Origin of the sequence: Pedobacter westerhofensis (assembly GCF_900182595.1) — a bacterium.
Taxonomy (GTDB): Bacteria; Bacteroidota; Bacteroidia; order Sphingobacteriales; family Sphingobacteriaceae; genus Pedobacter; species Pedobacter westerhofensis.
Genome location: NZ_FXTN01000004.1, coordinates 146,379 through 170,405 on the forward strand (window position 1 = coordinate 146,379; position 24,027 = coordinate 170,405).

16 protein-coding genes are annotated in these 24,027 nt (G+C 43.4%); 13 read left to right on the top strand and 3 right to left on the bottom strand.

The annotated features are described in order from the left end of the window. The first annotated feature begins 9 nt into the window (after positions 1–9). Both FN831_RS08670 and FN831_RS08675 read left to right on the top strand, forming a co-directional pair. Complete coding sequence (locus tag FN831_RS08670; RefSeq protein ID WP_142527831.1) at positions 10–1,374, top strand: RagB/SusD family nutrient uptake outer membrane protein; 1,365 nt, start codon at positions 10–12, stop codon at positions 1,372–1,374. Positions 1,375–1,380: 6 nt separating this feature from the next. Next, positions 1,381–2,862, top strand: a complete 1,482-nt coding sequence (locus FN831_RS08675; RefSeq protein WP_142527832.1) for a TlpA family protein disulfide reductase — start codon at positions 1,381–1,383, stop codon at positions 2,860–2,862. A gap of 60 nt (positions 2,863–2,922) precedes the next feature. Here the strand turns inward: FN831_RS08675 and FN831_RS08680 are convergent, their stop codons facing one another. From FN831_RS08680 to FN831_RS08690, 3 genes are all read right to left on the bottom strand, one after another. Further along, positions 2,923–3,237 (bottom strand): hypothetical protein, encoded by a 315-nt coding sequence (locus FN831_RS08680; protein ID WP_142527833.1) that lies wholly within the window; start codon positions 3,235–3,237, stop codon positions 2,923–2,925. Positions 3,238–3,312: 75 nt separating this feature from the next. Beyond that, complete coding sequence (locus FN831_RS08685) at positions 3,313–3,732, bottom strand: MauE/DoxX family redox-associated membrane protein (RefSeq protein WP_246101433.1); 420 nt, start codon at positions 3,730–3,732, stop codon at positions 3,313–3,315. Between the two features lie 265 nt (positions 3,733–3,997). Then, positions 3,998–4,561, bottom strand: a complete 564-nt coding sequence (locus FN831_RS08690; RefSeq protein ID WP_142527834.1) for a cyclic nucleotide-binding domain-containing protein — start codon at positions 4,559–4,561, stop codon at positions 3,998–4,000. A 236-nt stretch (positions 4,562–4,797) separates the two neighbouring features. On the opposite strand from FN831_RS08690, the gene FN831_RS08695 reads away from it, so the two are divergent. The 11 genes from FN831_RS08695 to FN831_RS08745 all read left to right on the top strand — a co-directional run bounded on the left by FN831_RS08695 (position 4,798) and on the right by FN831_RS08745 (position 23,953). Beyond that, positions 4,798–5,406 (top strand): Crp/Fnr family transcriptional regulator, encoded by a 609-nt coding sequence (locus FN831_RS08695; RefSeq protein ID WP_142527835.1) that lies wholly within the window; start codon positions 4,798–4,800, stop codon positions 5,404–5,406. A 136-nt stretch (positions 5,407–5,542) separates the two neighbouring features. Then, positions 5,543–5,857, top strand: a complete 315-nt coding sequence (locus FN831_RS08700; protein ID WP_142527836.1) for a hypothetical protein — start codon at positions 5,543–5,545, stop codon at positions 5,855–5,857. A 287-nt stretch (positions 5,858–6,144) separates the two neighbouring features. Next, complete coding sequence (locus tag FN831_RS08705) at positions 6,145–6,684, top strand: RNA polymerase sigma-70 factor (RefSeq protein WP_142527837.1); 540 nt, start codon at positions 6,145–6,147, stop codon at positions 6,682–6,684. 76 nt (positions 6,685–6,760) lie between these two features. Next, on the top strand, positions 6,761–7,891 hold the full coding sequence (locus FN831_RS08710) for a FecR family protein (protein ID WP_142527838.1): 1,131 nt from the start codon (positions 6,761–6,763) through the stop codon (positions 7,889–7,891). 307 nt (positions 7,892–8,198) lie between these two features. Beyond that, entirely contained in the window at positions 8,199–11,570 is a 3,372-nt protein-coding gene (locus FN831_RS08715; RefSeq protein ID WP_142527839.1) for a SusC/RagA family TonB-linked outer membrane protein, read from the top strand. Between the two features lie 4 nt (positions 11,571–11,574). After that, positions 11,575–13,056 (top strand): RagB/SusD family nutrient uptake outer membrane protein, encoded by a 1,482-nt coding sequence (locus tag FN831_RS08720; protein ID WP_142527840.1) that lies wholly within the window; start codon positions 11,575–11,577, stop codon positions 13,054–13,056. Between the two features lie 111 nt (positions 13,057–13,167). Then, positions 13,168–15,375: an alpha-N-acetylglucosaminidase gene (locus FN831_RS08725; RefSeq protein ID WP_142527841.1), complete on the top strand. Its 2,208-nt coding sequence runs from the start codon at positions 13,168–13,170 to the stop codon at positions 15,373–15,375. Beyond that, the gene (locus FN831_RS08730; RefSeq protein ID WP_185960430.1) at positions 15,359–18,466 is read left to right on the top strand and encodes a beta-galactosidase; all 3,108 of its coding nucleotides are present in this window, start codon (positions 15,359–15,361) and stop codon (positions 18,464–18,466) included. Before FN831_RS08725 ends, FN831_RS08730 begins: the two co-directional genes overlap by 17 nt. Positions 18,467–18,506: 40 nt before the next feature. After that, positions 18,507–19,634, top strand: coding sequence for an acyltransferase family protein (locus tag FN831_RS08735; RefSeq protein WP_142527843.1), 1,128 nt, complete (start codon positions 18,507–18,509; stop codon positions 19,632–19,634). Positions 19,635–19,657: 23 nt separating this feature from the next. Then, entirely contained in the window at positions 19,658–23,074 is a 3,417-nt protein-coding gene (locus FN831_RS08740; protein ID WP_142527844.1) for a GH92 family glycosyl hydrolase, read from the top strand. 141 nt (positions 23,075–23,215) lie between these two features. After that, complete coding sequence (locus FN831_RS08745; RefSeq protein WP_142527845.1) at positions 23,216–23,953, top strand: superoxide dismutase; 738 nt, start codon at positions 23,216–23,218, stop codon at positions 23,951–23,953. Positions 23,954–24,027: the final 74 nt, after the last annotated feature.

Consider the following 24,027-nt stretch of genomic DNA (forward strand, 5'->3'; position numbering starts at 1 on the left):
TAATGATCAATGAAAAATTTATTACTGTCTGAATATCTGCTGATCCTGTTTGTATTTGTACTGTTTTTTATAACAGGCTGCGGTAAATACCTGGAGGCGGTGCCGGACAAGAGTTTAACAGTGCCGAATAGTGTGGCGGATTACCAGGCGCTGCTGGAGAATGAGATGATGTTCATTAATTCACCAGCGCTGGGCGAATTTGGATCAGATGATCTTTATCTTCCTGATGCATTATGGGAAACGCAGGAAAATTATGTAAGAGATGCGTATCACTGGAGCAAAGATTTAAATGAGGGAGTAGCTTCTTTGACATGGAATAATCCATATAAGAAGATTTACTATGCAAATACAGTACTGGAGGGCGTAGAACAACTGAGGAATTCTCATTCATCAGCCGAGATAGATATCTTGAAGGGCTGGGCACTCTTCTGTCGCGCAAACTCGTTTTATGATTTGCAGGAACTATTTGGTCAGCCTTACCGGCCGGCCTCGGCAGCTAGAGATTTAGGAATACCCCTGAGGTTAAATACTAATCTTGAAGAAAAAACAGGTCGTGCAACAGTCGCAGAAACTTTCGGGCAGATCCTTACAGACCTCGACCACGCGCTACCACTCCTATCTCCCAATATGTTGAGGACAAATCGAAACAGGCCTTCTAAGGCTGCTGTTTATGCGCTGATGGCCAGAGTTTATCTGATCAGACAAAATTATGAAAAAGCATTGGAGTGTGCAGAACAGTGCCTTCAACAGTATGGGATTTTGGTTGATTATAATTCCTTAAATCCTAATAGTAATGCCCCGTTCAGTCCTTTGATAGATGAAATAATTTACAATGGTATTCAATTAAACTATGGTGACAGATACTGGCAGGTAGAATACGCTTTTTATCAATCGTACAGCACTGGTGATTTGAGGAAAAATTTATTTTTTACAGAAGATCCACTTGCAAAATCTGTCGTTTTTAAAGGTTTTTATAGCGCTACGGCTACAGCATTTAATGGATTGAGTACTGATGAAGTCTATTTGATTAAAGCAGAATGCGAATCACGTTTAGGTCGTGATGAAAATGCCTTGACAACATTGAATACCGTACTTACCAAGCGATGGAAAGCTGGAACATATTTACCTTTTACTATTGCAAAAGTGCCTGATGTACTTACCCTTATTTTGACAGAAAGAAGGAAAGAATGCCTTTTCAGAAATCTGCGCTGGTCTGACCTCAGAAGGTTAAATCAGGATCCACGTTTTGCAAAAACGCTTAGCCGTACAATACAAGGTATTGTTTATCAAATCCCACCGAATGATCCCCGCTATGTACTTCCCATTCCGGATAATGAAATCAGACTGAATGGTATAACACAAAATATGAGATAACAGAAAATGAAGAATATGAAAACAATGACTTTAACAATTATGATTTTGCTGGGTATCTGCGCAATTGCTGATTCAGCTGCGTACACTAATAATAATGTATCTTTTAAAATTGAAATTGATCCGTTGATAAAGCGGGTTCCTTACATTGTTATATTTGAGGAGGGAGTATATGAATACGATGCTGCCATGGTTGGACAAAAGAAAATTCAGCCAACATCTGTACAAGGAAATATCTACATTTTTGATTTAGAGAAACAAAATAAACCGCTGTATTTTTCTGTTTTACTTACCGACCAAAGAAATGCGCTGGCAGCAATAGATGCTTACCATTTTGAACCAGGAGATCAAATACACATGGTTGTTAAACCAACAAAATTATGGGATAACTTTGATGCTGAGTTCTCAGGTCCAGGTTCCGCAAAATACCGTTGCAGGGCCGAGATGTTGTCGTCCGCTAGTAAAAACGAAGCGTCAGGTACGCAATTTTTTATGAGTGGCAAGGAGTCAGGTATAAAAGATGCCGACCTGTTGCAAGCGAACCACTCATACAGGGTAATTGAGCAATTTAAGCCTGAGCTGTCTGTGTATTCTTACAATTTGCTTCATGCAGATGTTCTGGGAATTCTTGGACAAAGAATATTTACAAATTTAGAGTTAACAATAAATAATTTAAGGTCCAAAAAGGATACTGCTGGTATCAACAATGCAGTAAAATCGTTTAAGACGCGATCTGCCTTTGATTTTACAAAAAACGTCCCGGAAAGTGTATTGGCTAATTCCAAGGAATATCCTAAGTTTTTATTGGCATGTTACCGCACGGAATCGGTAATGGATTTTGGCTCAGTAAATTATAAAGCGATGTTTGAGCATATTAAAAAAGTTGACCAGTGTTCACTTCGTGAGCAGCTTTTTCTACGGTTCTTTCTGGAAAACTGGCACCTCTTGGGTGATGATTTTGAAGACTGTTTTAATGACTCAATCAGGTTTGTAAAAGATCCGCAGATCTTTGCCAGGATAAAGGCTTTTAATAATAACAGAGTTGGCAGTGAAGCCCAAAATTTTACCTTGGCTGATAGCAGCGGGAAAATGGTTTCATTAAGTGATTTTAAAGGAAGGGTTGTGTTTATAGATTTCTGGTATACAGGTTGTGGTGCCTGTAAACTTTACTATCAGCACGTACTTTCAAAAATTGAAGAGCGCTATGCCAATAATTCCAATGTAGTTTTCATTACAATTTCACCAGATAGCAAAGATATCTGGATGCAAAGTTTAAAGAATGGAAAGCATACATCTGCAAAAGTTATTAATTTGTACACAAATGGTGAAGGTTATAATCATAAGATCATTAAAGCGTACAATGTAATGGAGTATCCAAGGCCTATAGTAATTTCGAAAAGAGGGAAAATTGCCTGCGTAAGTTCCGCGATTTTAAGAAAGGAAGATGGATTAGGTAGAACTATCGAAAAAGAGCTTGGGGCTGCAAAGTAAATTTTAGCACCAGTAGACTAATGGTCTGCTGGTGCTAAAATTTAGTACAAGAAATGGAGATTACGGCATTATAAATATCCCGATTCCTAAAATTTGTGATTCATTTATAGGTATTACATCACCGGGATTTAAAGTTGAAGTGGAGCCAACTGTACAAGCTTTAGTACTGGCCCTGCAATCGTACTCTGATGTAGGATCTGTGACATCAGCCTGAATGATCCATTCAGTTCCGCTAGCTGTTTCTGCAACTCCATATTCATGGTCAAAAGGTGCTGCTGCAGGTTTCATGGCAATTGTGCCTAAACCTATAATTGTTACCAGTGCGATCGTAATCACACGGACTCTTTGTAAGAGGTTTGCTTTAATAGTTTGCATAATAAAATTATTAAATTTGAGCCCGCATTTTATTCAGGATTTGGGCATAACCTGTCCTTCCCACAGAAGGTATCTTTAATGTTTTTGCTGTCGTAGTAGGTTGAATCCAATTACAGCCAGTACCAGAAAGCTGGTGTTAATCATCAAATGCTGTGGCCAGCTGAGATGTTCAAAAGCAGTAGCGCATGAACAGGGTACGCGATCGTAAAAACTCAAGTTTACCAACGCGATGTAGATTGTGAAAATGCTCATTAGAACACCTGCGCCAAATAGTCCAATCAGGCTGGTTCTGCGCCAAAGCAGCAGAATTGTTAATAGCAGTTCAACCGCAGGCAGAGCAGGGGCCAGTATGGGAGTGAGGCTGTTATCAAATGGCTGATTGTTAATCTGCCATACAAATTGATCATAATCCAACAGTTTGTCTGATGCTGTGTAGAAGAACAGCCCTGCTAGCAAAAATATAATAAGCTCGGTTATCCAATATTTTGTTTTCATAACCTTTAAATTTCATTTTAATTGTTCTATGTAATTAATAACTGCCTGCTTTAGAGTTGGTATTTCACTCCCTGAGGTGTATAGTAAATTTAGTGAAAGGGCATTCCGCTAACCTTCGGAATTCCAAAGATTTATGTTTGGAATTCCAAAGAGTTTACTGTGCTTACATCAGTTCAGCATTTGCTTATCTGTTTTGTCCTTTAGCAAAATCCACATTCAGACTGATAAGAGAGACTCTTTAAGCGTGCTTAAAACCGACCTATTATCAATGCTTTATATTTCGTCCTGAATTTTTTGTCGTACTTAAATACGTAACGTTCACGTCAAGATACCCTGCAAGCTGACGGTTGGAGAGATGCGAGGCAACACCGGGAAAGGCTATCATAAACTTTTGATAACGAAGATATTTGCGGCCTGAAAGAAATTCCTGTCGTTTATGATATTGTTCTGCTGCTGCTTGTTTTCTCTGCTCCAATAATTCATAAAGATGCTCTGGAATGAATTGCAATTGGTGTTGCCTGCCAAGGTCTATTCTCACCAGTACAGTTTGTTCGGTTGAGCACAACTGACTATCTCTAACCTTATCCGGATAAACAAACATTTCAGCAGGTTGAAAGAACCTGACCATCGTCAATTCTCCGGTACCAAAATCCTGGTTTTCGACCAGAAATCCTGAGCTAACAAAAAAAAGATCTCCGGAAGTTCCACTGAGAAGAGAATTTTTTTGGAGATGTAAAGTTTTGACCAACGGCAGCAGGTCTATCCACTGGCTATCGTTCAGTTTCAATTCATATTTTAGATGTTCAATTTGGTTAGAATCAGATTCCATAGGTAAAAATCGTATCCTTCAATTTAAGAATTTTATAGGTTTTGATTTATTGTCGCCGGTTTCATTATCATCTGGATTTTTCCACAAAGACAGTTTGCTTATATTTAAATATAGTTTTTGCGGAAATCTATACCATCTTCTGTTAAAAATAAATGTTTTTAAGCACGCAAACTTGACACTTACATTATTCATCAGCGCAATCTGATTGATATATTTACAATTACAATCGGCTTAGTATGTTTGAAATCTTTAAGGAATATATCAATAGTAAACTTATTGTCAGCGAAGATGACTGGATGAAAATCGAGTCGCTTGCGATGGAGAAGACCTTGCACAAAAAGGAATATCTCCTGAAACAGGGAAGTGTCTGGCGTTTTGGCGCATTTGTGTGCACTGGATGTTTGAGGACTTACAGATTAGACACAAGCGGTCATGAACATACCACAAAATTCACAATTGATAAGTCATGGACAGGTGATATCAGCAGTATAATTTCTGGGAAGCCAGCCGTATTTACTACTGAAGCGCTGGAAGATACAACTCTCGTATTATTCTATAATGATGATTTTGATAGAATCTGCAGGGAGGTAACCGGATTTCAGGCATTGATGAATGCTGATCTCAGGATATGTATGAGCAGTATTGAAGACAGGGTTAATGTGGTGCTCAGTTATTCGGCAGAAGAAAAATACCATACTTTTATGGAGGAGTACCCCGGATTGTCCACGCGCATACCGCAGTACATGATTGCATCTTATCTGGGGATTACGCCAGAGTCGCTGAGCAGGTTAAGAAAGCAGATCGCGGGCAGTAAAATCCCTGCCAGGTTGATGACTGGCACCTGATCTGCATTCCGTTTCAAGACTCAGCTTTTACATTTCGATGTCAAATAAAATAGTATAAAGTTTTCGTATTACTAATATTTATAGTATTATTGCTTTGTGATATTCGATAATATCCTGAGAGAATTTGCCCATTGATATGAAAGTAACCGTAGTCCCTATTATAGATCCCGCAGGCAATCCTGGAGCATCACTTGCCACAGTGATGAAAAAGAGGCTGGAGCGTTTAGCAAAAGAACTCCAGACGGTAGAACTGAGATCCCTGGAAACGATGGAGCCCTTGTATGGTGACGTAGTGATCTACATCAGCTACAACAGCAAATATAATGTACGGTGGAGGATTGTAAATGATGTGCCGCAGGGTACAGAAACTGAAGTAGCCAAACATTGTGATCAGCTCGGATATCTCAGATGGAAAACCGATACCATCAATTCTTTTACTGCTAAAAAGTAGTTAAACGTGGGGATGAAGAAGGACTCCTGAAATGGGGATGGATTATTTGCGGTTAAAACTTCGCAACAACACAGCGATCAGTGAAATCGTAATAATGGTAGGTAACAGGTAAATAACCATGTGTCCCAACTGATAACCTAACTGATATAAGATTGAATTAGTGTCGCCCATAAAACAAGTATAAAAAAAATATTTTATTATTCCGTTAGTGGTGGAAAACTTTTTTTTGCGGAAAAAAACCGATTAATTTTTAATATTATTGATCGGGAATTTAATAATCGAAGGATTTGAGCATACAAGACCTTGTCAGGCGTATTCATATCGATGAAGACGAATCTGCCTTTAATGAATTGTATCGGGGCTATATCGCTAAGCTTTGCCAGTTTGCTCATTCCTTTCTGGATGACGCAGAGGCGGCAGAAGAGATTGTAAACGACATCCTGATCAGGTTATGGCTTGGCCGCAAGGATCTCGGCAGTATCAGAAATGGCCAGCTGTATCTCTACACCTCCATCAAAAATTCCTGTCTCAATCATTTAAGAAGTGTTTCTGCTAAAAGGAGTAACGAACAAAAGGTGGTTGATGCGTATTATTTCCATCTATCCGTAGATCCTTCTCAGCTGCTGATCAGCAAGGAACTGTCTGATCATGTGTTAAAAGCGGTGAACCTGTTGCCAGACAGGTGTAAGCTGATCTTTAAAATGGTCAAAGAGGATGATCTCTCCTGTAACGAAGTAGCTGCAATATTGGGATTATCTCCAAAAACAGTTTTTGCGCAGCTTGCTATTGCCTTGAAAAAACTGGATTCTGCGTTGATTCACAAATAATTTCAGATTTATTTTAAATCCTCTTAGGAATATCACGTAGCTCGCGTGTCTTTGTAACAGAATAGCATAGATTATTATGGGAAAATCCAGATTTATTGAGCTTATGGCTAAAAGTATCGGGAAATCTGCAACAGAAGATGAATTAAAGGAACTTGAATTGTTTTTGGAGCAGTATCCTGAATACAGAAAGATGCAGACCGTTGCAAATGCGTTAAAAGTGGAAACTAAACATACTGCCGCACTGCTTCGGGAGAGAGATTTAAATGCAGGATTTTCAAACCTTTGGGATAAAATCGGAGAAGCTGAGGCTGATGAAGCAGCTATTGATGCAACAGAAGGTATACCGTTAGCGGACAAAATAACAGCAGGGACAACAATTAAAACAGATAAAAGAAATATATACGGAGGGTATCAACTGTGGGCTGCCGCGGCGGCAGTGTTGATTGTGTGTCTTACAGGATTTTATTTCTATGCCAATATTTCCCCTAGACGGCCTGATTACACTGTAATGAACACCATATATGTTCCCTTTGGTAAAACAAGGGAGTTAATCCTGCCCGATGGAACCAGGCTTAGGTTAAACTCTGGGAGTACAATTACTTATCCGCAGTCATTCGCTGCAAACAAGAGAGAAGTTACTTTACAGGGTGAAGGTTTTTTTGAGGTAACAAAAAATCGTAAGCGGCCATTCTTAGTGGTTACGGATCATCTTACCGTGAAAGTTTTAGGTACAGTGTTCAACGTGAAGGCATATGCCGATGATAAGAACACCGAAACTACCCTTTTAAGGGGCAAAGTACAGGTAGAGCTGAAAGACAGGCCGGAGAAAAGTATCATTCTGCTGCCAAATGAAAAACTGGTTGTAATGAATGACTCTCCTGATAATGATAATATCGTAAATGATAAAGAAGCAAGGACAGAATATCAGTTGAAAAAGCTGCCGAATATTAAACCTGAAGATATTAAAGAAACAGCCTGGCTGAGCAACAGAATGGTGTTTATCAACGAAAATTTTGAGGGCGTGGCAAAACAGATGGAAAGAAAATATAATGTGCAAATAATTTTTGATGATCAGGTACTTAAAACTGAGCAAATCAGCGGTGTACTGGAAAAAGAATCACTGGAAAATGCACTGGGAATTATAAAACTGACCACACCATTTAAATTTAAAACAGAAGGAAGAACAATACACATTTCACATCAATAACTACCGGCCACAAACCGGATACGATATAGGACCACAATTATCATCAGACAAATCACCAATTAACCACAAAACAAAACCATGGAAAAACTCTACTTATCAGATTCCTGAAAAACCCTAAACAAGGGAAGAGCTGCAACTCTTCCCCTCAAAAATCCGGGCTAATTCACAGGAGTAAGTATGATAAAGGGCTTACTCCATTCCTTAATTTTCTCAGCAAAGGTAAGGAAACCTGCAGGAGCTATCAACTCATCATCAAATGATAACAGCTCTTGCCGGCTTCCTCAATTTGTGAAACAATTTTAATCTCATGAAAGAAATTACAAAGGGTATTGCTATGCGCTATGCAAATCCCGCCTTCAAATTTATTCTGCTAATGAAAGTAGCATTTTTACTCGTTATGGTCACCTGCATGCAGGTTTCTGCACATGTGAATGCTCAGCAAAAGTTTTCGATCGATCTGAAACAAGCTGAGGTAAGCAGCATCCTGACCAGGATCCAAAAAGAAAGTGACTACCGGTTTTTTTACAATTATGCCAGTATCAAAAAACTGGGTAAGGTAAATTTACAGGTAAAAGACGCCAGCGTAGACGAAATCCTTGCTGCAATTATCGTAAACAGGCTGCCGTACAAAATAGCTGAGGACCATGTTGTGGTATTTTATGATACTGATAACATGAATGCACAGCAGACGGTAAAAGGTAAAGTGCTGGATAAAAACGGTGTTACCCTGATAGGGGTAAGTGTGAAACTGCAGGGCTCAAATGTTGGTGCCACTACCAACGCCAATGGCGAATTCTCTATCAGGGCACCGGAAAACGGCATACTGGAAATTAGCTACATCGGATATGAAAAGCAAATTGTACAGATTGGCGGAAGGAGCACGATTACTGTTACAATGGCAGAAACCAATGCAAATCTGAATGAGGTAGTGGTAGTGGGTTACGGAACAACCAAAAAGATTGATGTAACAGGTTCCATCGCCAGTGTAAAAGGCAGTGATATCCAAAACTTACCCGTAAGCTCTGTAACGCAGGCGCTGGATGGCCGTGCCAGTGGTGTAAATATCGTTCGTAATGATGGCTCGCCGGGTGCTGCATCAAGCATCAGGATCCGTGGTACGGGAACAATCAATGATGCCAATCCGCTGGTGGTGATCGATGGGGTGCCCTCAAGCAATCCCGACGCCTTAAGTGATGTCAATCCCAATGATATTGCGTCGGTAGAGATCTTAAAGGATGCCTCATCAAGTGCGATCTACGGTACCAGAGCTGCTAACGGGGTAGTGTTGGTGACTACAAAACGGGGATCATACAGTCAGAAACTGACCACAACGATCAATGCCTACACAGGTATTTCCAATTCAACGAAATATATCGACCTGCTTACCGCTCCTGATCTGTATACCCTGAAAAGAGAAAGATATACAAATGATAACGTGGCAATTGAAGCACCCTGGAATGATCCATATTATTCTACACAAAGGACCGACTGGCAGAAAGCTATCCTGGGAACAGGAAAAGTAAACAATGCTGATATCAGTATCCAGGGTGGAAATGAGGCTTCAACTTATTACTTCTCGTCGTCATATTATGATGAAAAAGGAATTATTGATAAAGCATACTTTAAGCGTTTCAGCACAAGGATCAATTCTGAGCACAAGCTTAAGCCCTGGATTAAAGTGGGGCAGAACTTACAGCTGACTTACGGTGAAAGCAATTCATTTGATAACTTAAGCTCTCAAACCGGATTACTGTTCTCGGCACTGCGTTTTAATCCTGCTATCCCAACTGTAAATGAGGATGGTACTTTCGGTACATCCAAGGCTTATGCAAATCAGCTTGGAGATATCAACAGCCCGTATGCAACGGTGCAGCAGAATGATGCCTATAGCAGAAAATACAGGGCTATAGCCAATGTATTTGCTGAGATACCCATTTACAAAGATCTGAAATTCCGCGCCAATTATGGTTTTGACGGTACCATTGGCCGTGGCTACCAGTTTAATATCCTGGATGTGAACCAGGCCAGGCAAACTACCAATTCTACCTTAACACAGTCGGAAACCGAAACATATTCTAACCTGCTGGATTTGTTCCTTACCTATGATAAAACCATTAAAAAGAGCCACATTACCTTTACCGGCGGTTACTCCTCGCAAAGTTTCAGAGGCAGTAATTTTTCTGCTGCCAGGGTAGGCTATGATAACTCTACCACCGCACAGCGGGTATTAAGCCAGGGAAATACCTTGCTGACTGCCGCAGGAACCGCTGATGATCCAACTGGCCTGCAGTCTGTTTTTGGCAGGGCTTTCTACGATTACGACGGAAGGTTCCTGGCAACGCTGACATTCAGGGCTGACGGTTCCTCACGCTTTGCTCCCGGAAACCAATGGGGCTACTTCCCGGCGTTCTCCGTAGGATGGAGGATCTCAAATGAGAAATTCATGAAAGATATCGACTGGATCAGCAATTTAAAGCTGACCGGCGGATGGGGAGAACTGGGAAACCAGAATGTAACTCCTTTCCAGTATATCAGTACTGTGGTTGTGGGTAATGGTTACGGTACAAATGGTTATACCTTTGGTGGGGCAGGCGCAAATGGTGCTGCAATTACAAAAACCGCCAATCCGGATATTACCTGGGAACGGGCAGCCATGACTAACGTAAGTTTGGAAGCAGGATTTTTGAAAAATAAACTGAATACAACACTGACGTATTTTGATAAAAATACAAATGATATGCTTATTCCCGCTGTTCAGGTGGGAACCGCAGGTCTATTGACGCCGCCTGACCGCAACATTGCTAATATGAACAACCACGGACTGGAGGTTGAGGTAAATTATGCCGGCGGCAACGAGCTGAAGTACTCTTTTGGTGCAAACGCATCTTTTGTTAAAAACAAAGTGACTAAACTTTATGGCCCGGATGCTTTTATCGGCTCTACGGTTTACGGACGCTCAAGCCAGGAAATTTCACGTACATATGAAGGACAGTCCATTGCTTCGTTCTACGGATGGAAAACTGCCGGGCTATATCAGACGCAGGCAGAGATCGATGCGGATCCGGCTTTATCAAATGACAGCAGGAAATCGGCTATCAAACCGGGTGATGTACGCTTTGTGGATGTCAACGGCGATGGCCTGATAGATGGCAAAGACAGGACATATCTTGGTAATCCAAATCCCAAAGCAACGGTCGGTTTCCAGACTACGCTGGCTTACAAGAACTTCGACTTCTCTGCTAACTTTACAGGCTCTTTTGGTTTAAGCCTCTACAATGCCGACAGGATGCAGGGGATTGACCCAACCTATTCATTTAATTTATATGCCGAGACCATCAACAGGTGGACTGGCCCGGGAACGAGCAATACGATACCAAGGATGACGCTCGACCGTGCAAATGATAACTACCGTACTTCAGACCTGTTCATAGAAAGCGGCAATTATTTTAGCCTGAAAAACCTGACCATCGGATACACGATACCGTCAACCCTTGCAAAGAAAACTACACTGAGCAGCCTCAGGTTTTATGTAAGTGGCCAGAATGTGTTCATGATTACCAATTACTCGGGATACACGCCTGAGCTTGGGTATACAGATGGCAACGTGCAAAGAGGTGTGGATGTAGCTCAATATCCTGCTGTTCGTTCATTTACATTTGGTTTAACAGTTAAATTATAATCCTATGAAATCGAAAATAACTATATATACATTAATGCTGGTGATGATTGGCACTGCATCTTGTAAGAAAGACCTGGAGCTTGATCAGAAAGGGGTATATAACACCGACAATTACTTTAAAACAGAAACTGATGTGGTCAACGGCGTCTCCGGAATCTACAATTTGCTGGAACAGGAAGATTATATCTCTCATGCAGAAACAACGTTTGATGTGGCTTCTGATGATTACTGGCGCTCGGGCGACCACTCTGAGGATGAGGCGATCGAAAATCTGACTTACGATGCTTCCAATGCACAGGTAAACTACAGCTGGAAGTATAAATATGAAACGGTGAACCGTTCCACAAATGTGCTCCTGAGTATTCCAAAGATCGCAACAATGAGCGCTGCGGTAAAAGCACGCAGCATGGGGGAGGCTTACTTTTTCAGGGCTTTTGGATACTGGCGCCTGATGCTGATTTATGGCGATGTGCCGATTATTACGGATGATGATTATGCAAAGCTGAACTTCAACGTGGCCAAATCTACCACAGAGCAGGTGCGCAAACAGATTGAGTCTGACCTGCTGAAAGCGATTGACAACCTGCCTGAGAATTACGGCCCTGCTGACCGCGGAAGGGTAAGCAAAGGAACAGCGCTTGGCTTGCTCACTAAACTCTACATGTACTGGGAAAAACTGCCGGAGGCGATCACTACCGGTGAAAAATTAATCGCCAACAGCAATTATGCTCTGGCAGCAACATACCAGGAGAATTTTAGCCGTGCAAATGTAAACAGCACAGAGATACTGATGTCTGTACAGGGATTACAAAATGTGGTAACAAACGATTATACCATTTATTATATCCCGCGTGCATGGGGAGGTTATGGCTTTAGTCAGCCTTTACAAGGCCTTGCAAACGAGTTCGAAGCAAATGATCCGCGTAAAGCCGCCACCTTATTAAGTGTTGGCGACCAGATCGATATCGGTGATGATGCCAATATTGATACTTTCACATCTGATCTTTCTTCTACAGGATTTGCCTTCCGCAAGTATGCGGTATTTTATCCTTTTGGTTCTACTGAAGGCAGCGGGCCTGATCATAACTATGCAGTTCCGCTGATGCGCTCTGCAGATATTTACCTTCTGGTTGCAGAAGCGAAAATCCGCACACAGGGTGCCGGAGCAGGCGATGCACTGATCAACCAGGTTAGGCGCCGTGCTTCGGCCACATTGCCGCCGGTATCAGGCGCCGGAATGACGCAGCTGATCCATGAACGCCGTGTAGAACTTGCAGGCGAAGGAGAAAGACATCAGGACCTGATGCGCTGGGACAAAGTGAATATTGTAAATATCGCTGCTATCTATAATTTGGCGATATCCAAAGCACCGGTTGATCAGGGCAAGACCGTTACTTTTGTGCGCCCTAAACATTATTATTATCCGATTCCGCAAGTGGAAATCGATAAGAGTGCCGGTGTACTGAAACAAAATCCAAATTATTAAATGATAATTCTGTCTCCGGTGACGTTTGCCGCGGGAGACAGAATTTTTTAATAGATGAAGCTTCTGATTTACTGGCAGGAGCCGATGAATAAAAAGATATAAATGATAGATATGAGGAAATACCTGATTTTAATGCTGCTGGCTTTTACTTTCGCTGGTTCAGCAGCGATTGCACAAATTAACCAAACAGAATCCGCCGCTTTTATTGCAAGGATACTGCCAGACAGGAAGAATGATTTCCTGGTAGAGGAAATCCCGCAGGAAAATGGTAAAGATGTTTTTGAGATCGAATCTAAGGGCGATAAAATTATATTAAGAGGGAACAATGGATTATCCATTGCCTCTGCACTGAACTATTATCTGAAGAACTATTGTTTCTGTGATATCACCTGGAATGGTACGAACCTGAATGTTCCAAAGGTTCTGCCCGTAATAACCGGAAAGGTGCATAAGAATACACCCTATAATTACCGTTATTACCTGAACTATTGCACTTTTAATTATAGTATGGCCTGGTGGGACTGGGAGCGCTGGCAGAAGGAAATCGACTGGATGGCGATGAACGGAATCAACATGCCCCTGGCAATTACCGGAGAAGAAGCCATCTGGCGCGATGTGTACCGCGGTATGGGCTTCTCAGATAAAGAACTGGAAGGGTTTTTTAGTGGCCCGGCATATTTCTCCTGGTTATGGATGGGCAATATTGATGCCTGGGGAGGCCCGCTGCCACAGCACTGGATGGATTCGCACAAGAAACTCCAAAAGAAAATCCTGGCCAGGGAAAGGTCTTTCGGGATGAAACCTGTGCTTTCTGCTTTTACCGGACACGTACCTCCGTCATTTAAAGATAAATACCCCTCTGCAAAAGTGAAACGTACCAACTGGGATGCTGGTTTTCCTGATGTTTTTATCCTGGATCCTGAAGATACGCTGTTTGAGGAAATCGGTAAGAAATATATCGACCTGCAAACAAAAGAATTTGGTACAGACCACCTGTATTCATCAGATACTTTTAATGAAAATATTCCGCCTACAAATGATTCTACCTATCTCAGTGATATGAGCAAAAAGGTATTCCGGTCAATGACAGCGGCAGACCCAAAGGCTGTTTGGGTAATGCAGGGATGGATGTTCCATTACAATAATAAATTCTGGCAGCCTCAGCAGATCAAAGCGCTGCTCAATGCGATTCCGAACGACCAGATGATCATCCTTGATCTGTACAGTGACGCACATCCTGTATGGAACCGTACGGATGCCTATTATGGCAAGCGCTGGATCTGGAATATGCTGCAGAATTTTGGCGGCAACATCAGTATGTTCGGCCGCATGCGGCATGTGGCTGCAGACCCTGCAATTGCGCTGCACGATCCTGAATCTCAGCAAATGGTTGGGATCGGACTAGCTCCTGAGGGGATTGAACAAAACCCCGCGCTGTTTGAACTGATGCTGGAGAATGTCTGGAAAGATACACCTACTGATGCCGATATATGGGTAAAAGGATATGCCAAACGACGCTATGGAAAGGTGACCCCGCAGATGGACGAAGCCTGGAATATTTTATTGAATACAGTATACAGCGGAGGGCTTACCGAGGGAGGCAATGAATCGATCATTGTTGCCAGGCCTACTTTTGAGAAAAAAATAGATCGGGTACTAACCAAAGTTGAATACGATCAGTTGAAACTGGTTAAAGCATGGGGTTTATTTATTGAAGCCGGGCAGGAAATAAAATCCAGTGATGGTTTTGAGTATGATCTGGTTGACATAAGCCGTCAGGTGCTGGCAAATTATGCAAGTCCGCTGCAGCAGAAAATGGCGAAGGCTTTTAAAGATAAAGATGAAGCCGGGTATCGGAAATCAAGTGCTGAGTTTCTGGCGCTGATGGATGATATGGACCTGCTGCTAAACACGCGGAAGGATTTCCTGCTGGGCAAATGGATTGCTGAAGCCCGCGCCAACGGAATCACAGAAAAAGAAAAGAACCTGTACGAATTTAATGCACGGGACCTGGTGACCTTATGGGGCGACAAGGAAAGCGGGCTGCGCGAGTATTCTAACCGCCAGTGGGCAGGCCTGATCAAAGGTTATTACAAACCGAGATGGCAGCTGTTTTTTACAATGCTGGACAAGTCGCTGAAAGCAGGGACAGCTCCTGATCTCAAAGCTTTTGATGCTGCGGTGAAAAACTGGGAATGGAAATGGGTAAACCTGCACAACAATGTATACCCTGCTCAGCCTAAAGGAAATGCATACGAGACGGCTGCAATGTTGTATAAAAAATATAACCAGACCATCAGGGATGCTTATGCGCGGTAGGCAATCGATGTCACGGTCCTGGCAAAAGGCAGCTTATGTTCTGCTGCTGCTGATGAAATCTGCTGCAGGTTATAGTCAGGCCTTAACGGATGACCCTGCAGTGATCAACGATCACATGTTCCCTGCAAAGCCTGCTGCAAAACCATTCAGTGATTTTGACAGTAAAGGTTTCCTGATCAACGCAAAGCGTACCTTTCTGGTTTCGGCGGGCATTGAATATGCCCGTGTGCCGCATCAACTATGGGCCGACAGGCTTTTGCGGTTAAAAAGAGGCGGTTTCAATTGTGTTGAAATCTATACCATCTGGAATTTTCATGAGCCTCTGGAAGGTAAATTTGATTTCAGCGGAGATCAGGACCTGGATGGTTTTTTAGCACTGGTTAAGAAAATGGAAATGTATGCGATCGTAAGGGTTGGCCCTTATTATTGCGCGGAGTGGGACCAGGGAGGGTATCCTGTCTGGCTGCGGTTTAAACCAGGCTTGCGTGTAAGGGAACCCAATGCGGTATTTGAAAAATATGTAGACAGGTTTTTTGACCGGCTGCTGCCGGTTGTTTTTAAGCATCAGATCAACAAGGGCGGAGCAGTGGTGCTGATCCAGCTGGAGAATGAACACCCTAAAGGTTGGGGCACAATTGTGCCCGATCAGTATTTCAGGCATTTGCAGGATAAAGCCCTACATATGGGAATGGAAGTCCCTTACTTTTTCAGTGGGCTGCATCATTCTACAGACCCTGCGGGCAATGGTAAACTGGATGATGCTGCGCGGCATAATCCATGGTTCTCTACGGAATACTGGAGCATGTGGTACACGCAATATGGTGCAAAAAATGGTGATGCGGCAAAATATGGCCGCTCTACCTGGAAAATTATCGCCAATGGCGGAAACGGATATAACATTTATATGGCTTATGGAGGCTCAAATTTCGGTTATACCAACAATGACGAAGATGCAGCATCTTATGACTACGGTGCCGCGGTAGGGCAGGCAGGAGACCTGCGGCCAATTTATTATACCTTTAAGCGCGCTGCTTATTTTGCACGCAGTTTTCAGGGAATACTTGAAAACAGTACTGATGCCACGCAAAAATATCAGTACCTGATAAAGAAAACTAACGATACGGCGGTAAGGGTGGTTTCCAGAACGAGTGCCGCAGGAGACCTGATCTTCCTGGATAACCCGGGACATCAACCCGCCGCTCACATAGTCAGCATCGCTGCTCAGCACGACGGGATGAAAATACATCTGGCAGCAGGCGAAATTTATCCTATTGTACATAACTTCAGATTAAACTCGTCAGTTACAATTGATTGGGCGCTTAGCAGAGTTTACGGCCTGCAGAAACAAAATCATACCACTACAATTGTGCTGCAGGCTGAAGCCGGAGAGGAAGTCTTTATGCAGTTTTTGTTAAAAGATAAGTTTAGTGCTGTTTCACCCAATTTAAGTAAGACATCAGCGCTTAAAAATCCTTTTAAAGTATCGGGTAACAGGCTGTCGTTTACTACAATTGCCAGAGCGGCCGAGCAGCCTCAGGAATACGTATTTAAGGCAGGCGGGGAAAGGATCAGGATATTGGTAATGAACAGGGCCGGAACGGATCAGGCCTGGTTTATAGAAAATGTGCAAGGCATCATCACCGGCCTGCACTACGTAAGCGATGCGGAGGTGAAGAAAGGGAGGATGGTGGTCACCGCAGAATCACCTTTGTCATCCGCAACTTTGCACAAAACTGGCGCCCTGTTGCAAACACATCATAACTCCCGGATTTACCTCGAAAAAACTTCTCTTCCTCTGTTTAGCGATCATAAGCAGCCCGCAACGGTAATAGAACATGCAGCAAGAGGAAAGCCAGTGATGGCAGCATACCTTTCCGCCTGGATGTGTAAAAGCGCAGCATTAAGCGCTGATCCTGAATACGATGACAGCAGATGGCTTAGTTCTGAGAATCCCCTGCAGATGGGTGCTGATCAGGATATTACTGCAGATGCCTGGTACCGTACCAGATTTTCTGTGCCTGAATCCGGAAAGTATTCGATGCAGGCAGAGGGTGGCGACAGGGGAACGATATTTATTGATGGGAAACCATCTGCCAGATGGATGATCAAAACCGGTGAAGTCTCTTTACATCTTGATCAGGGTGAGCACAATATGGCCATATTTACCGCGCATAACGGCCGTGATAAAATGGCTGCCTATCTTGGGCCGATTGATAATATCGATAAAAAAGGGCTGGATGGAAAAGTGCTGCTGAGAAAAGGCGGGCCTTTTTATCAGACACTGCAAAACTGGTATTTTATGAAAGCCCCGAATATACATGCAGTCAAATCTGTTGTGCCGGCACTGGATACATTGCAATGGAAGAAATATAAAATCGGTGCGGATGCCTTTGATCTCAAAGAGGGTTTTGGCTGGTTTGCTACCGTAATTCCTGCTCAGCAGGGGCTAAACCGGATGACTTTATCATTTAAAAGTGTGGATGAAAATGCCACTGTTTTTATCAACGGCAAAGAAATGATCCACCGTGTAGGATGGAATATTCCTTTTGAATTTACAATTTGCAACAAAGATATACTCAGCAAGCCGATGGTATTGACGGTTTTTGTGGAAAACCATGATAAGGAAGGCGGGATAGATCAGGCGGTAAAAATCAATACCATAGGGGACGCCAGGGTGATTACTGGTTGGAAAATGCGGGGCGGCCCGGATGAGGAATATAACAGCAACAATACCGGCAATGCCTTATGGTCAGCATTGAAAATCAATCCTGCTGATACTGCGGCAGGCCCGCAATATTACCGTTCCTCATTTACACTACCCGCGCAGAAGGATACGCACTTGATCTGGCGGGTCAATACGACCGGAATGGGACATGGTTCGGTTTGGGTAAACGGCCATCACATCGGTCGCTATCCCGAACTGAATGGAGAAATAGGAATGTATATTCCCGAGCCCTGGTTAAAAACAGGTGATAATGAATTGCTGGTCTATGAAGAGGAGGGCAAACAGCCTTCTGCCCTAACTATTACCGCAGAACATGCGGCAGGACGTAAAGTTTATCATTTGATTAGCCAAAAGATATTAAAATAACCCTCTGCAATTAAATTATAACAATATAATCATCATTAATATGGCATTATCCAACGACCGGTTTATTACACTTGATATCTTCAGGGGAATGACGATCTGTTTTATGATTATCGTAAATTCCCCTGGTTCGGGAGCCGTACAATGGGCTCCGCTGGATCACGCCGCATGGTTTGGTTTTACGCCCACGGATCTGGTTTTCCCATCTTTCCTGTTTGCTGTGGGCAACGCGCTGAGTTTTTCCAAGAAGAAATTTGAGAGCGATGCTACCTTTCTGGGCAAGATATTTAAAAGGACACTGATCATTTTCCTGCTGGGTTATCTGATGTACTGGTTTCCCTTTATGCACAGGCAGGGGGAGACATGGGTTTTTAATCCCCTGGCAAATACACGGATCATGGGTGTATTGCAAAGAATAGCCCTGTGCTATTTCTTTGGGGGACTGATTGTCCATTACTGCTCTAAAAAAGTCACAGTTCTGATTGCTGTGATCCTGCTGCTGGGATACTGGACGTTTCTGCTGCTGTTTGGAATCAGCGGGCAAGAGTATACCATGCTGGGCAATGCAGGTACACGCCTTGATATTTTAATTCTGGGGAACGCACACCTGTATCATGACCACGGCGGACCAGTTGCATTTGATCCTGAAGGACTGCTCAGTACGCTGACCGGCATCGTCAATGTGATCGGCGGATACCTGGCTGGTGCCTACATCCAGCGTAAAGGAAGAAATTACGAATCTATAGCTATGCTGCTGATTTATGGTGCTATATTAATTTTTATTGCATTGTTTTGGGGGCAGTTTTTTCCGATAGCCAAGAAACTATGGACCAGCCCTTTTGTGCTGCTCACCATCGGCCTCGATCTGGTAATCCTGGGCATACTGGTGTACGTACTTGAATTGAAAAAGATCAAATGGAGTACAGATTTCTTTTTGGTATTTGGCAGAAATTCCCTGGCGATTTACCTTTTGTCGGAACTCCTGCTGGTTTGCATTCAGCTGATCCGGGTAAAGCCCGGACTCAGCTTTTACAACTGGATCAATGATGTGTTTTTTCAGCAGGTATTTCCGGGAGCGTTCGGTACACTCGTTTTTGCGGTTTGTTATATGCTGCTGTGCTGGCTGGCAGGATATATCCTGGATAAGAAAAATATCTACATAAAAATCTGATACACCTCCTATTTTATCATCTGATGAACTGTTTTAAACGGATATCCAAAAGGGCCATCTTATCTTTTGCTTTATGCCTGGGCGTTGCTGTCAGTGCCAGATGTTCTGCCTTTGCACAAAACAAGCCTACTGTAAACGCTGAAAGCCATACGCGATATGTAGATCCATTTATCGGCACTACAAAGAGTGCGGTGCTTACCCGCTGGGGAGGGAGTGGCGGAACTTATCCTGGTGCCGTTGCACCATCAGGATCCATACAGCTCAGTCCGGAAACACGTATTACAGGAGCTAAAGGTTATGACTATACAGACCAGCAGATTTACTTTTTTAGTTGTATCAAACATTACAGTGGCTTCCCCGAAGGCTCATCAGGTCACGTATTTATCATGCCGGTAAGTAAGGGGCAGCAATTTGACACAGGTATAACCCGCAGGGAGTTCCGCCACCAGGATGAGCAGGCGCAACCGGGGTATTATAAAGTTGTTTTTACAGATGATCACACTGTTGCAGAAGCAAGTGCTTCAATGAGAACAGGAATGTTCCGCTTTGCATTTCCTGCCAGGGTTACTCCGCAGTTATTTGTGGGTGATGCAGGCGAAATCAGTTTTACCGGCAAAAGAACCTTACATGGTACGCTGGCAAACACGGTAATAAATTTTAGTGAAGACCTGCTGGACAAAAAACAGGTGAAAGGTGGTTATCTGCTCAGTTTTAAACCCTTGCGGGATGCAAAGGCTAAAACCGCAGTGATTACCCTGAAGTTAAGCACTTCTACCGTTGACTATGCTGCTGCACAAAAGAATATCGATACAGAGATTGGAGCAGCCGGTTTTGATCAGCTCAGGGAGCGGACTGCCCGCGACTGGGAAAAACAACTGTCAACAGTTGATGTCAGCGGCGGAGGGCAGCAGAACAAAATAGTTTTTTATACTGCTCTTTATCATTCCTTACTGATTCCCTGGGTAATTTCTGATAGTGACGGCCGGTACAGGGGAGCAGATGGCAAAATCTATAAGACAGGGGGGAATAATGAATACGGAGGTTTTTCGCCATGGGATACTTTTCGCTCCCTGCACCCCTTATTAAGCCTGTTGTACCCGGGCAAACAAAAGGATGCTATACTTTCGATGCTGGATGTTTACCGGCAGACGGGCCATCTGCCCACAGAGTCAATGACGGGCAACCACGCAGTGCCTGTCATTGTGGATGCTTATTTGAAAGGGATCAATGGGTTTGATATCAATCTGGCCTATACAGCCATGAAAAAGAACCTTGTAGAAGCTCCTTTCGTACAGAATGATATGGAAATTTATCATCAGCTGGGATATGTCCCTTCTTCCAATGCTGAATCGGTAACGCGCACAGTAGAATATGCGTATAATGACTGGGCGCTGGGCGAATATGCAAAACAGGTGATGAACGATGATCAGCTTTACAAACTGGAGCAGCAGCGTGGCCTGAATTACAGAAACCTTTTTCATCCCCAAAGTTTATTCATGCTTCCGCGTAAGGATAATCACTTTAGGTTGGAGCCTGGAATGACTGGTTACAAGGAAGGTAACAAATGGGTGTACTCATGGTTTGTGCCCCACAACGGAAAAGACCTGGTAAATCTGATGGGTGGGAATGCAGCATTTGCTGCCCGGCTGGACTCGGCAATGCGCAATGATGTGATCCTTTATGACAACGAAACGGTGCTCCATGTTCCTTATCTTTTTAATACGCCCGGGTACCCGTCCCTCACACAAAAGTGGGTCCGGAATATTTTGCTGGAAAGGTTTAAGGCTGCTCCCGGTGGCTTGCCCGGTAATGACGACCTGGGCTCGATGTCCAGTGCCTACCTGTTCAATGCGATGGGGATATTCCCGGTCAGTCCCGGCCGGCCGCTATATGCTATCGGTGCTCCCTTATTTCAAACTGTAAAGCTGCATCTGGCCAATCAAAAGACATTTACAATAGAAGCCAAAGGCCAGTCAAACCTAAACAAATACGTGCAATCCCTAAAGGTAAACCATCAGCCTTATGAACAGCTCGTTCTTAACCACGGGCAGATCATGCAGGGGGGAACAATGGAATTTGTGATGAGCAATTCTCCTGATCAACGCTGGCCAAAGGACCGCGACCCCCTGGCATTGTCAGAGACAAAAACCAGTGCGGATATTCGTCTTCTTCAATATGAGATCAGCAAAACTGTAGTAGCGCCTCATGAACTGTTCCGGATTCACTTCAGTCTGCAGAACAAGGGCAGCCTTGGTACCGAAAAAGTGGTAGTGAAGGTAAATGGCAGGCCAATCTTGTTTAAATACGTGCTTGTTCCACCCGGGACAACGGTGAGAGATTCTGTAAGCTGCAGGTTGTACAGTTTGGGCAAGGTAACGATTAGCCTCAGTACCGATGCTGATGACAAAACATTACTGCCGGCTGAGGAAGCTGCAACGCCATCCTCTGAACCTGGCCGGAGTATTTCCGTTGTGGAGTCATCAAAGCCGGTGAATGTTCCATACCTGCTGTCTGAGTTAAACTACAACCCTGTTGTGCATCAGGACTCATCGCAATACATCAGTTATGCAGCACAAAATATCACAGGCAGAAGACAGAAATTGTACATCCCCGTCAGAGTAGGTGATCAGGTTGTTTTTACAGATACGATTACACTTGAGCCCGGTCAGAAAATACAAACGGTACATTCCTTTACGATGAAGGGGCAAAATCGTTTGCCCGGAATGAAAGTCTTATCGCTGGGCAATCAGGTAGAGGCCGGCGGTCTGTCTGCAGTTTTTAAAATATACAATGATCATCTTTCATCCTTGCTGCTCGACCTTTCGCTGCTTACTCATGGAAGTAATATGCTGTCAGATCATTCTGGCTTTGGAAATAACGCTGTAATTAATGAGAAATTCGGCGCAGCTAACGTTGTTGGAAAACCTGTTCTGCTTGATGAAAACAGGTTTGTGGAGGTACCTAATGCCGTAAGTCTTGACCATATGGCTGAAAGCCTGACGATGATGTGTTGGGTGTATCCTGAAAACGGTAACAAAAAAGGACTGACCGATATGTTCAGCAAAGGAGATCATCATGTTTTACAGACCAGCAATGATCAAACACTTACCTTTTTTGCCGGGGGCTGGGGCCGTGGGGATATTACTGTTGATCTTCCGGCCAACTGGAAACAGCAATGGCATCACCTGGCAGGAGTATGCAGGGGCGACATGCTCTGGCTGTATATTGATGGCAAGCTCTGCGGCACCGCAAGGGTTGAGGGCAGTGTGAACATGTCGGTAGATAGCAAATGGCAGATCGGCAGAAATGAAGAATTTCCTTCAGAAAGAGTGTTTCATGGGTATGTCGACCAGGTAAAGGTTTATAGTCAGCCGCTTTCGCCTGACGAGATCGCTGCTATTGTAGCGGCAGAAAAGGACATCCTTATAACAATTAATTAACAGTGATGCCATCTTCGGGATGTCCCTGCCTTCAGGCTGGCAAGTTACATGTGTCCAGCGCTATGTCATAAAATCATTGCAAACAATTTCACTTCAATTACTATTTATAGATGTATAACTATCTCTTCAACAATTCATATTATGGAAAATCATAACCGCAGAAATTTTATCAAAAGTTCGCTATTGCTTGCTGCTATTCCGGCAATTTCTCCTTTAAGCTCACTGGCATTTGAATCTGATTCAGTGCAGACAGCTACCGCAGAGAAGGAAGCAGCGGCTGCTTATGTTTTTTCACAGGTAGCATTACCTTACGCCTATGGCGCACTGATGCCATATATAGATACAATGACAATGGAAATCCATTATACCAAACATCATGCTACTTATGTAAAAAATGTTAACGAGGCACTCAAAGCAGAAAACCTTAGCTTTAAAAGTGCAACTGATTTTTTTGGACAGGCCTCTAAGTTGTCTGCCAAAGCTAAGAATAACGGGGGCGGAGTGTGGAACCACAATTTCTTCTGGGATTCTATGCAGGCTGTACCAGCCTCTGCTCCGTCGGCAAAGCTGAAAGCTGCAATTGACAAATCGTTTGGCTCGGTTGAGCAGTTTAAAGATCTTTTCTCCAAGGCTGCTCTTGCACAGTTTGGTTCGGGCTGGGCATGGCTGATCAACGATAAAGGAACGCTCAAAATTACTTCAACGCCCAACCAGGATAATCCGCTGATGGATACCGCCACAGTGAAGGGTACACCTTTACTGGGATTAGACGTTTGGGAACATGCTTATTACCTCAAATACCAGAATAAACGAAACGACTATATCGCCGCCTGGTGGAATGTGGTAAACTGGGACACCGTATCCAAAAGATTTGCTTAGATATATTGATAAAGCAAGAAATCCCCTGGTATATCTGCCAGGGGATTTTTTGCTTTATAAGCGATCATACATTG

What these genes read in the sequence shown, in the direction of transcription:
- FN831_RS08700 (WP_142527836.1), top strand. Translation starts at nt 5,543, where the DNA reads ATGAAAGTAACCGTAGTCCCTATTATAGATCCCGCAGGCAATCCTGGA.
- FN831_RS08735 (WP_142527843.1), top strand. Translation starts at nt 18,507, where the DNA reads ATGGCATTATCCAACGACCGGTTTATTACACTTGATATCTTCAGGGGA.
- FN831_RS08730 (WP_185960430.1), top strand. Translation starts at nt 15,359, where the DNA reads ATGCTTATGCGCGGTAGGCAATCGATGTCACGGTCCTGGCAAAAGGCA.
- FN831_RS08695 (WP_142527835.1), top strand. Translation starts at nt 4,798, where the DNA reads ATGTTTGAAATCTTTAAGGAATATATCAATAGTAAACTTATTGTCAGC.
- FN831_RS08725 (WP_142527841.1), top strand. Translation starts at nt 13,168, where the DNA reads ATGAGGAAATACCTGATTTTAATGCTGCTGGCTTTTACTTTCGCTGGT.
- FN831_RS08710 (WP_142527838.1), top strand. Translation starts at nt 6,761, where the DNA reads ATGGGAAAATCCAGATTTATTGAGCTTATGGCTAAAAGTATCGGGAAA.
- FN831_RS08690 (WP_142527834.1), bottom strand. Translation starts at nt 4,561, where the DNA reads ATGGAATCTGATTCTAACCAAATTGAACATCTAAAATATGAATTGAAA.
- FN831_RS08745 (WP_142527845.1), top strand. Translation starts at nt 23,216, where the DNA reads ATGGAAAATCATAACCGCAGAAATTTTATCAAAAGTTCGCTATTGCTT.
- FN831_RS08680 (WP_142527833.1), bottom strand. Translation starts at nt 3,237, where the DNA reads ATGCAAACTATTAAAGCAAACCTCTTACAAAGAGTCCGTGTGATTACG.
- FN831_RS08685 (WP_246101433.1), bottom strand. Translation starts at nt 3,732, where the DNA reads ATGAAAACAAAATATTGGATAACCGAGCTTATTATATTTTTGCTAGCA.
- FN831_RS08740 (WP_142527844.1), top strand. Translation starts at nt 19,658, where the DNA reads ATGAACTGTTTTAAACGGATATCCAAAAGGGCCATCTTATCTTTTGCT.
- FN831_RS08670 (WP_142527831.1), top strand. Translation starts at nt 10, where the DNA reads ATGAAAAATTTATTACTGTCTGAATATCTGCTGATCCTGTTTGTATTT.
- FN831_RS08675 (WP_142527832.1), top strand. Translation starts at nt 1,381, where the DNA reads ATGAAGAATATGAAAACAATGACTTTAACAATTATGATTTTGCTGGGT.
- FN831_RS08720 (WP_142527840.1), top strand. Translation starts at nt 11,575, where the DNA reads ATGAAATCGAAAATAACTATATATACATTAATGCTGGTGATGATTGGC.
- FN831_RS08715 (WP_142527839.1), top strand. Translation starts at nt 8,199, where the DNA reads ATGAAAGAAATTACAAAGGGTATTGCTATGCGCTATGCAAATCCCGCC.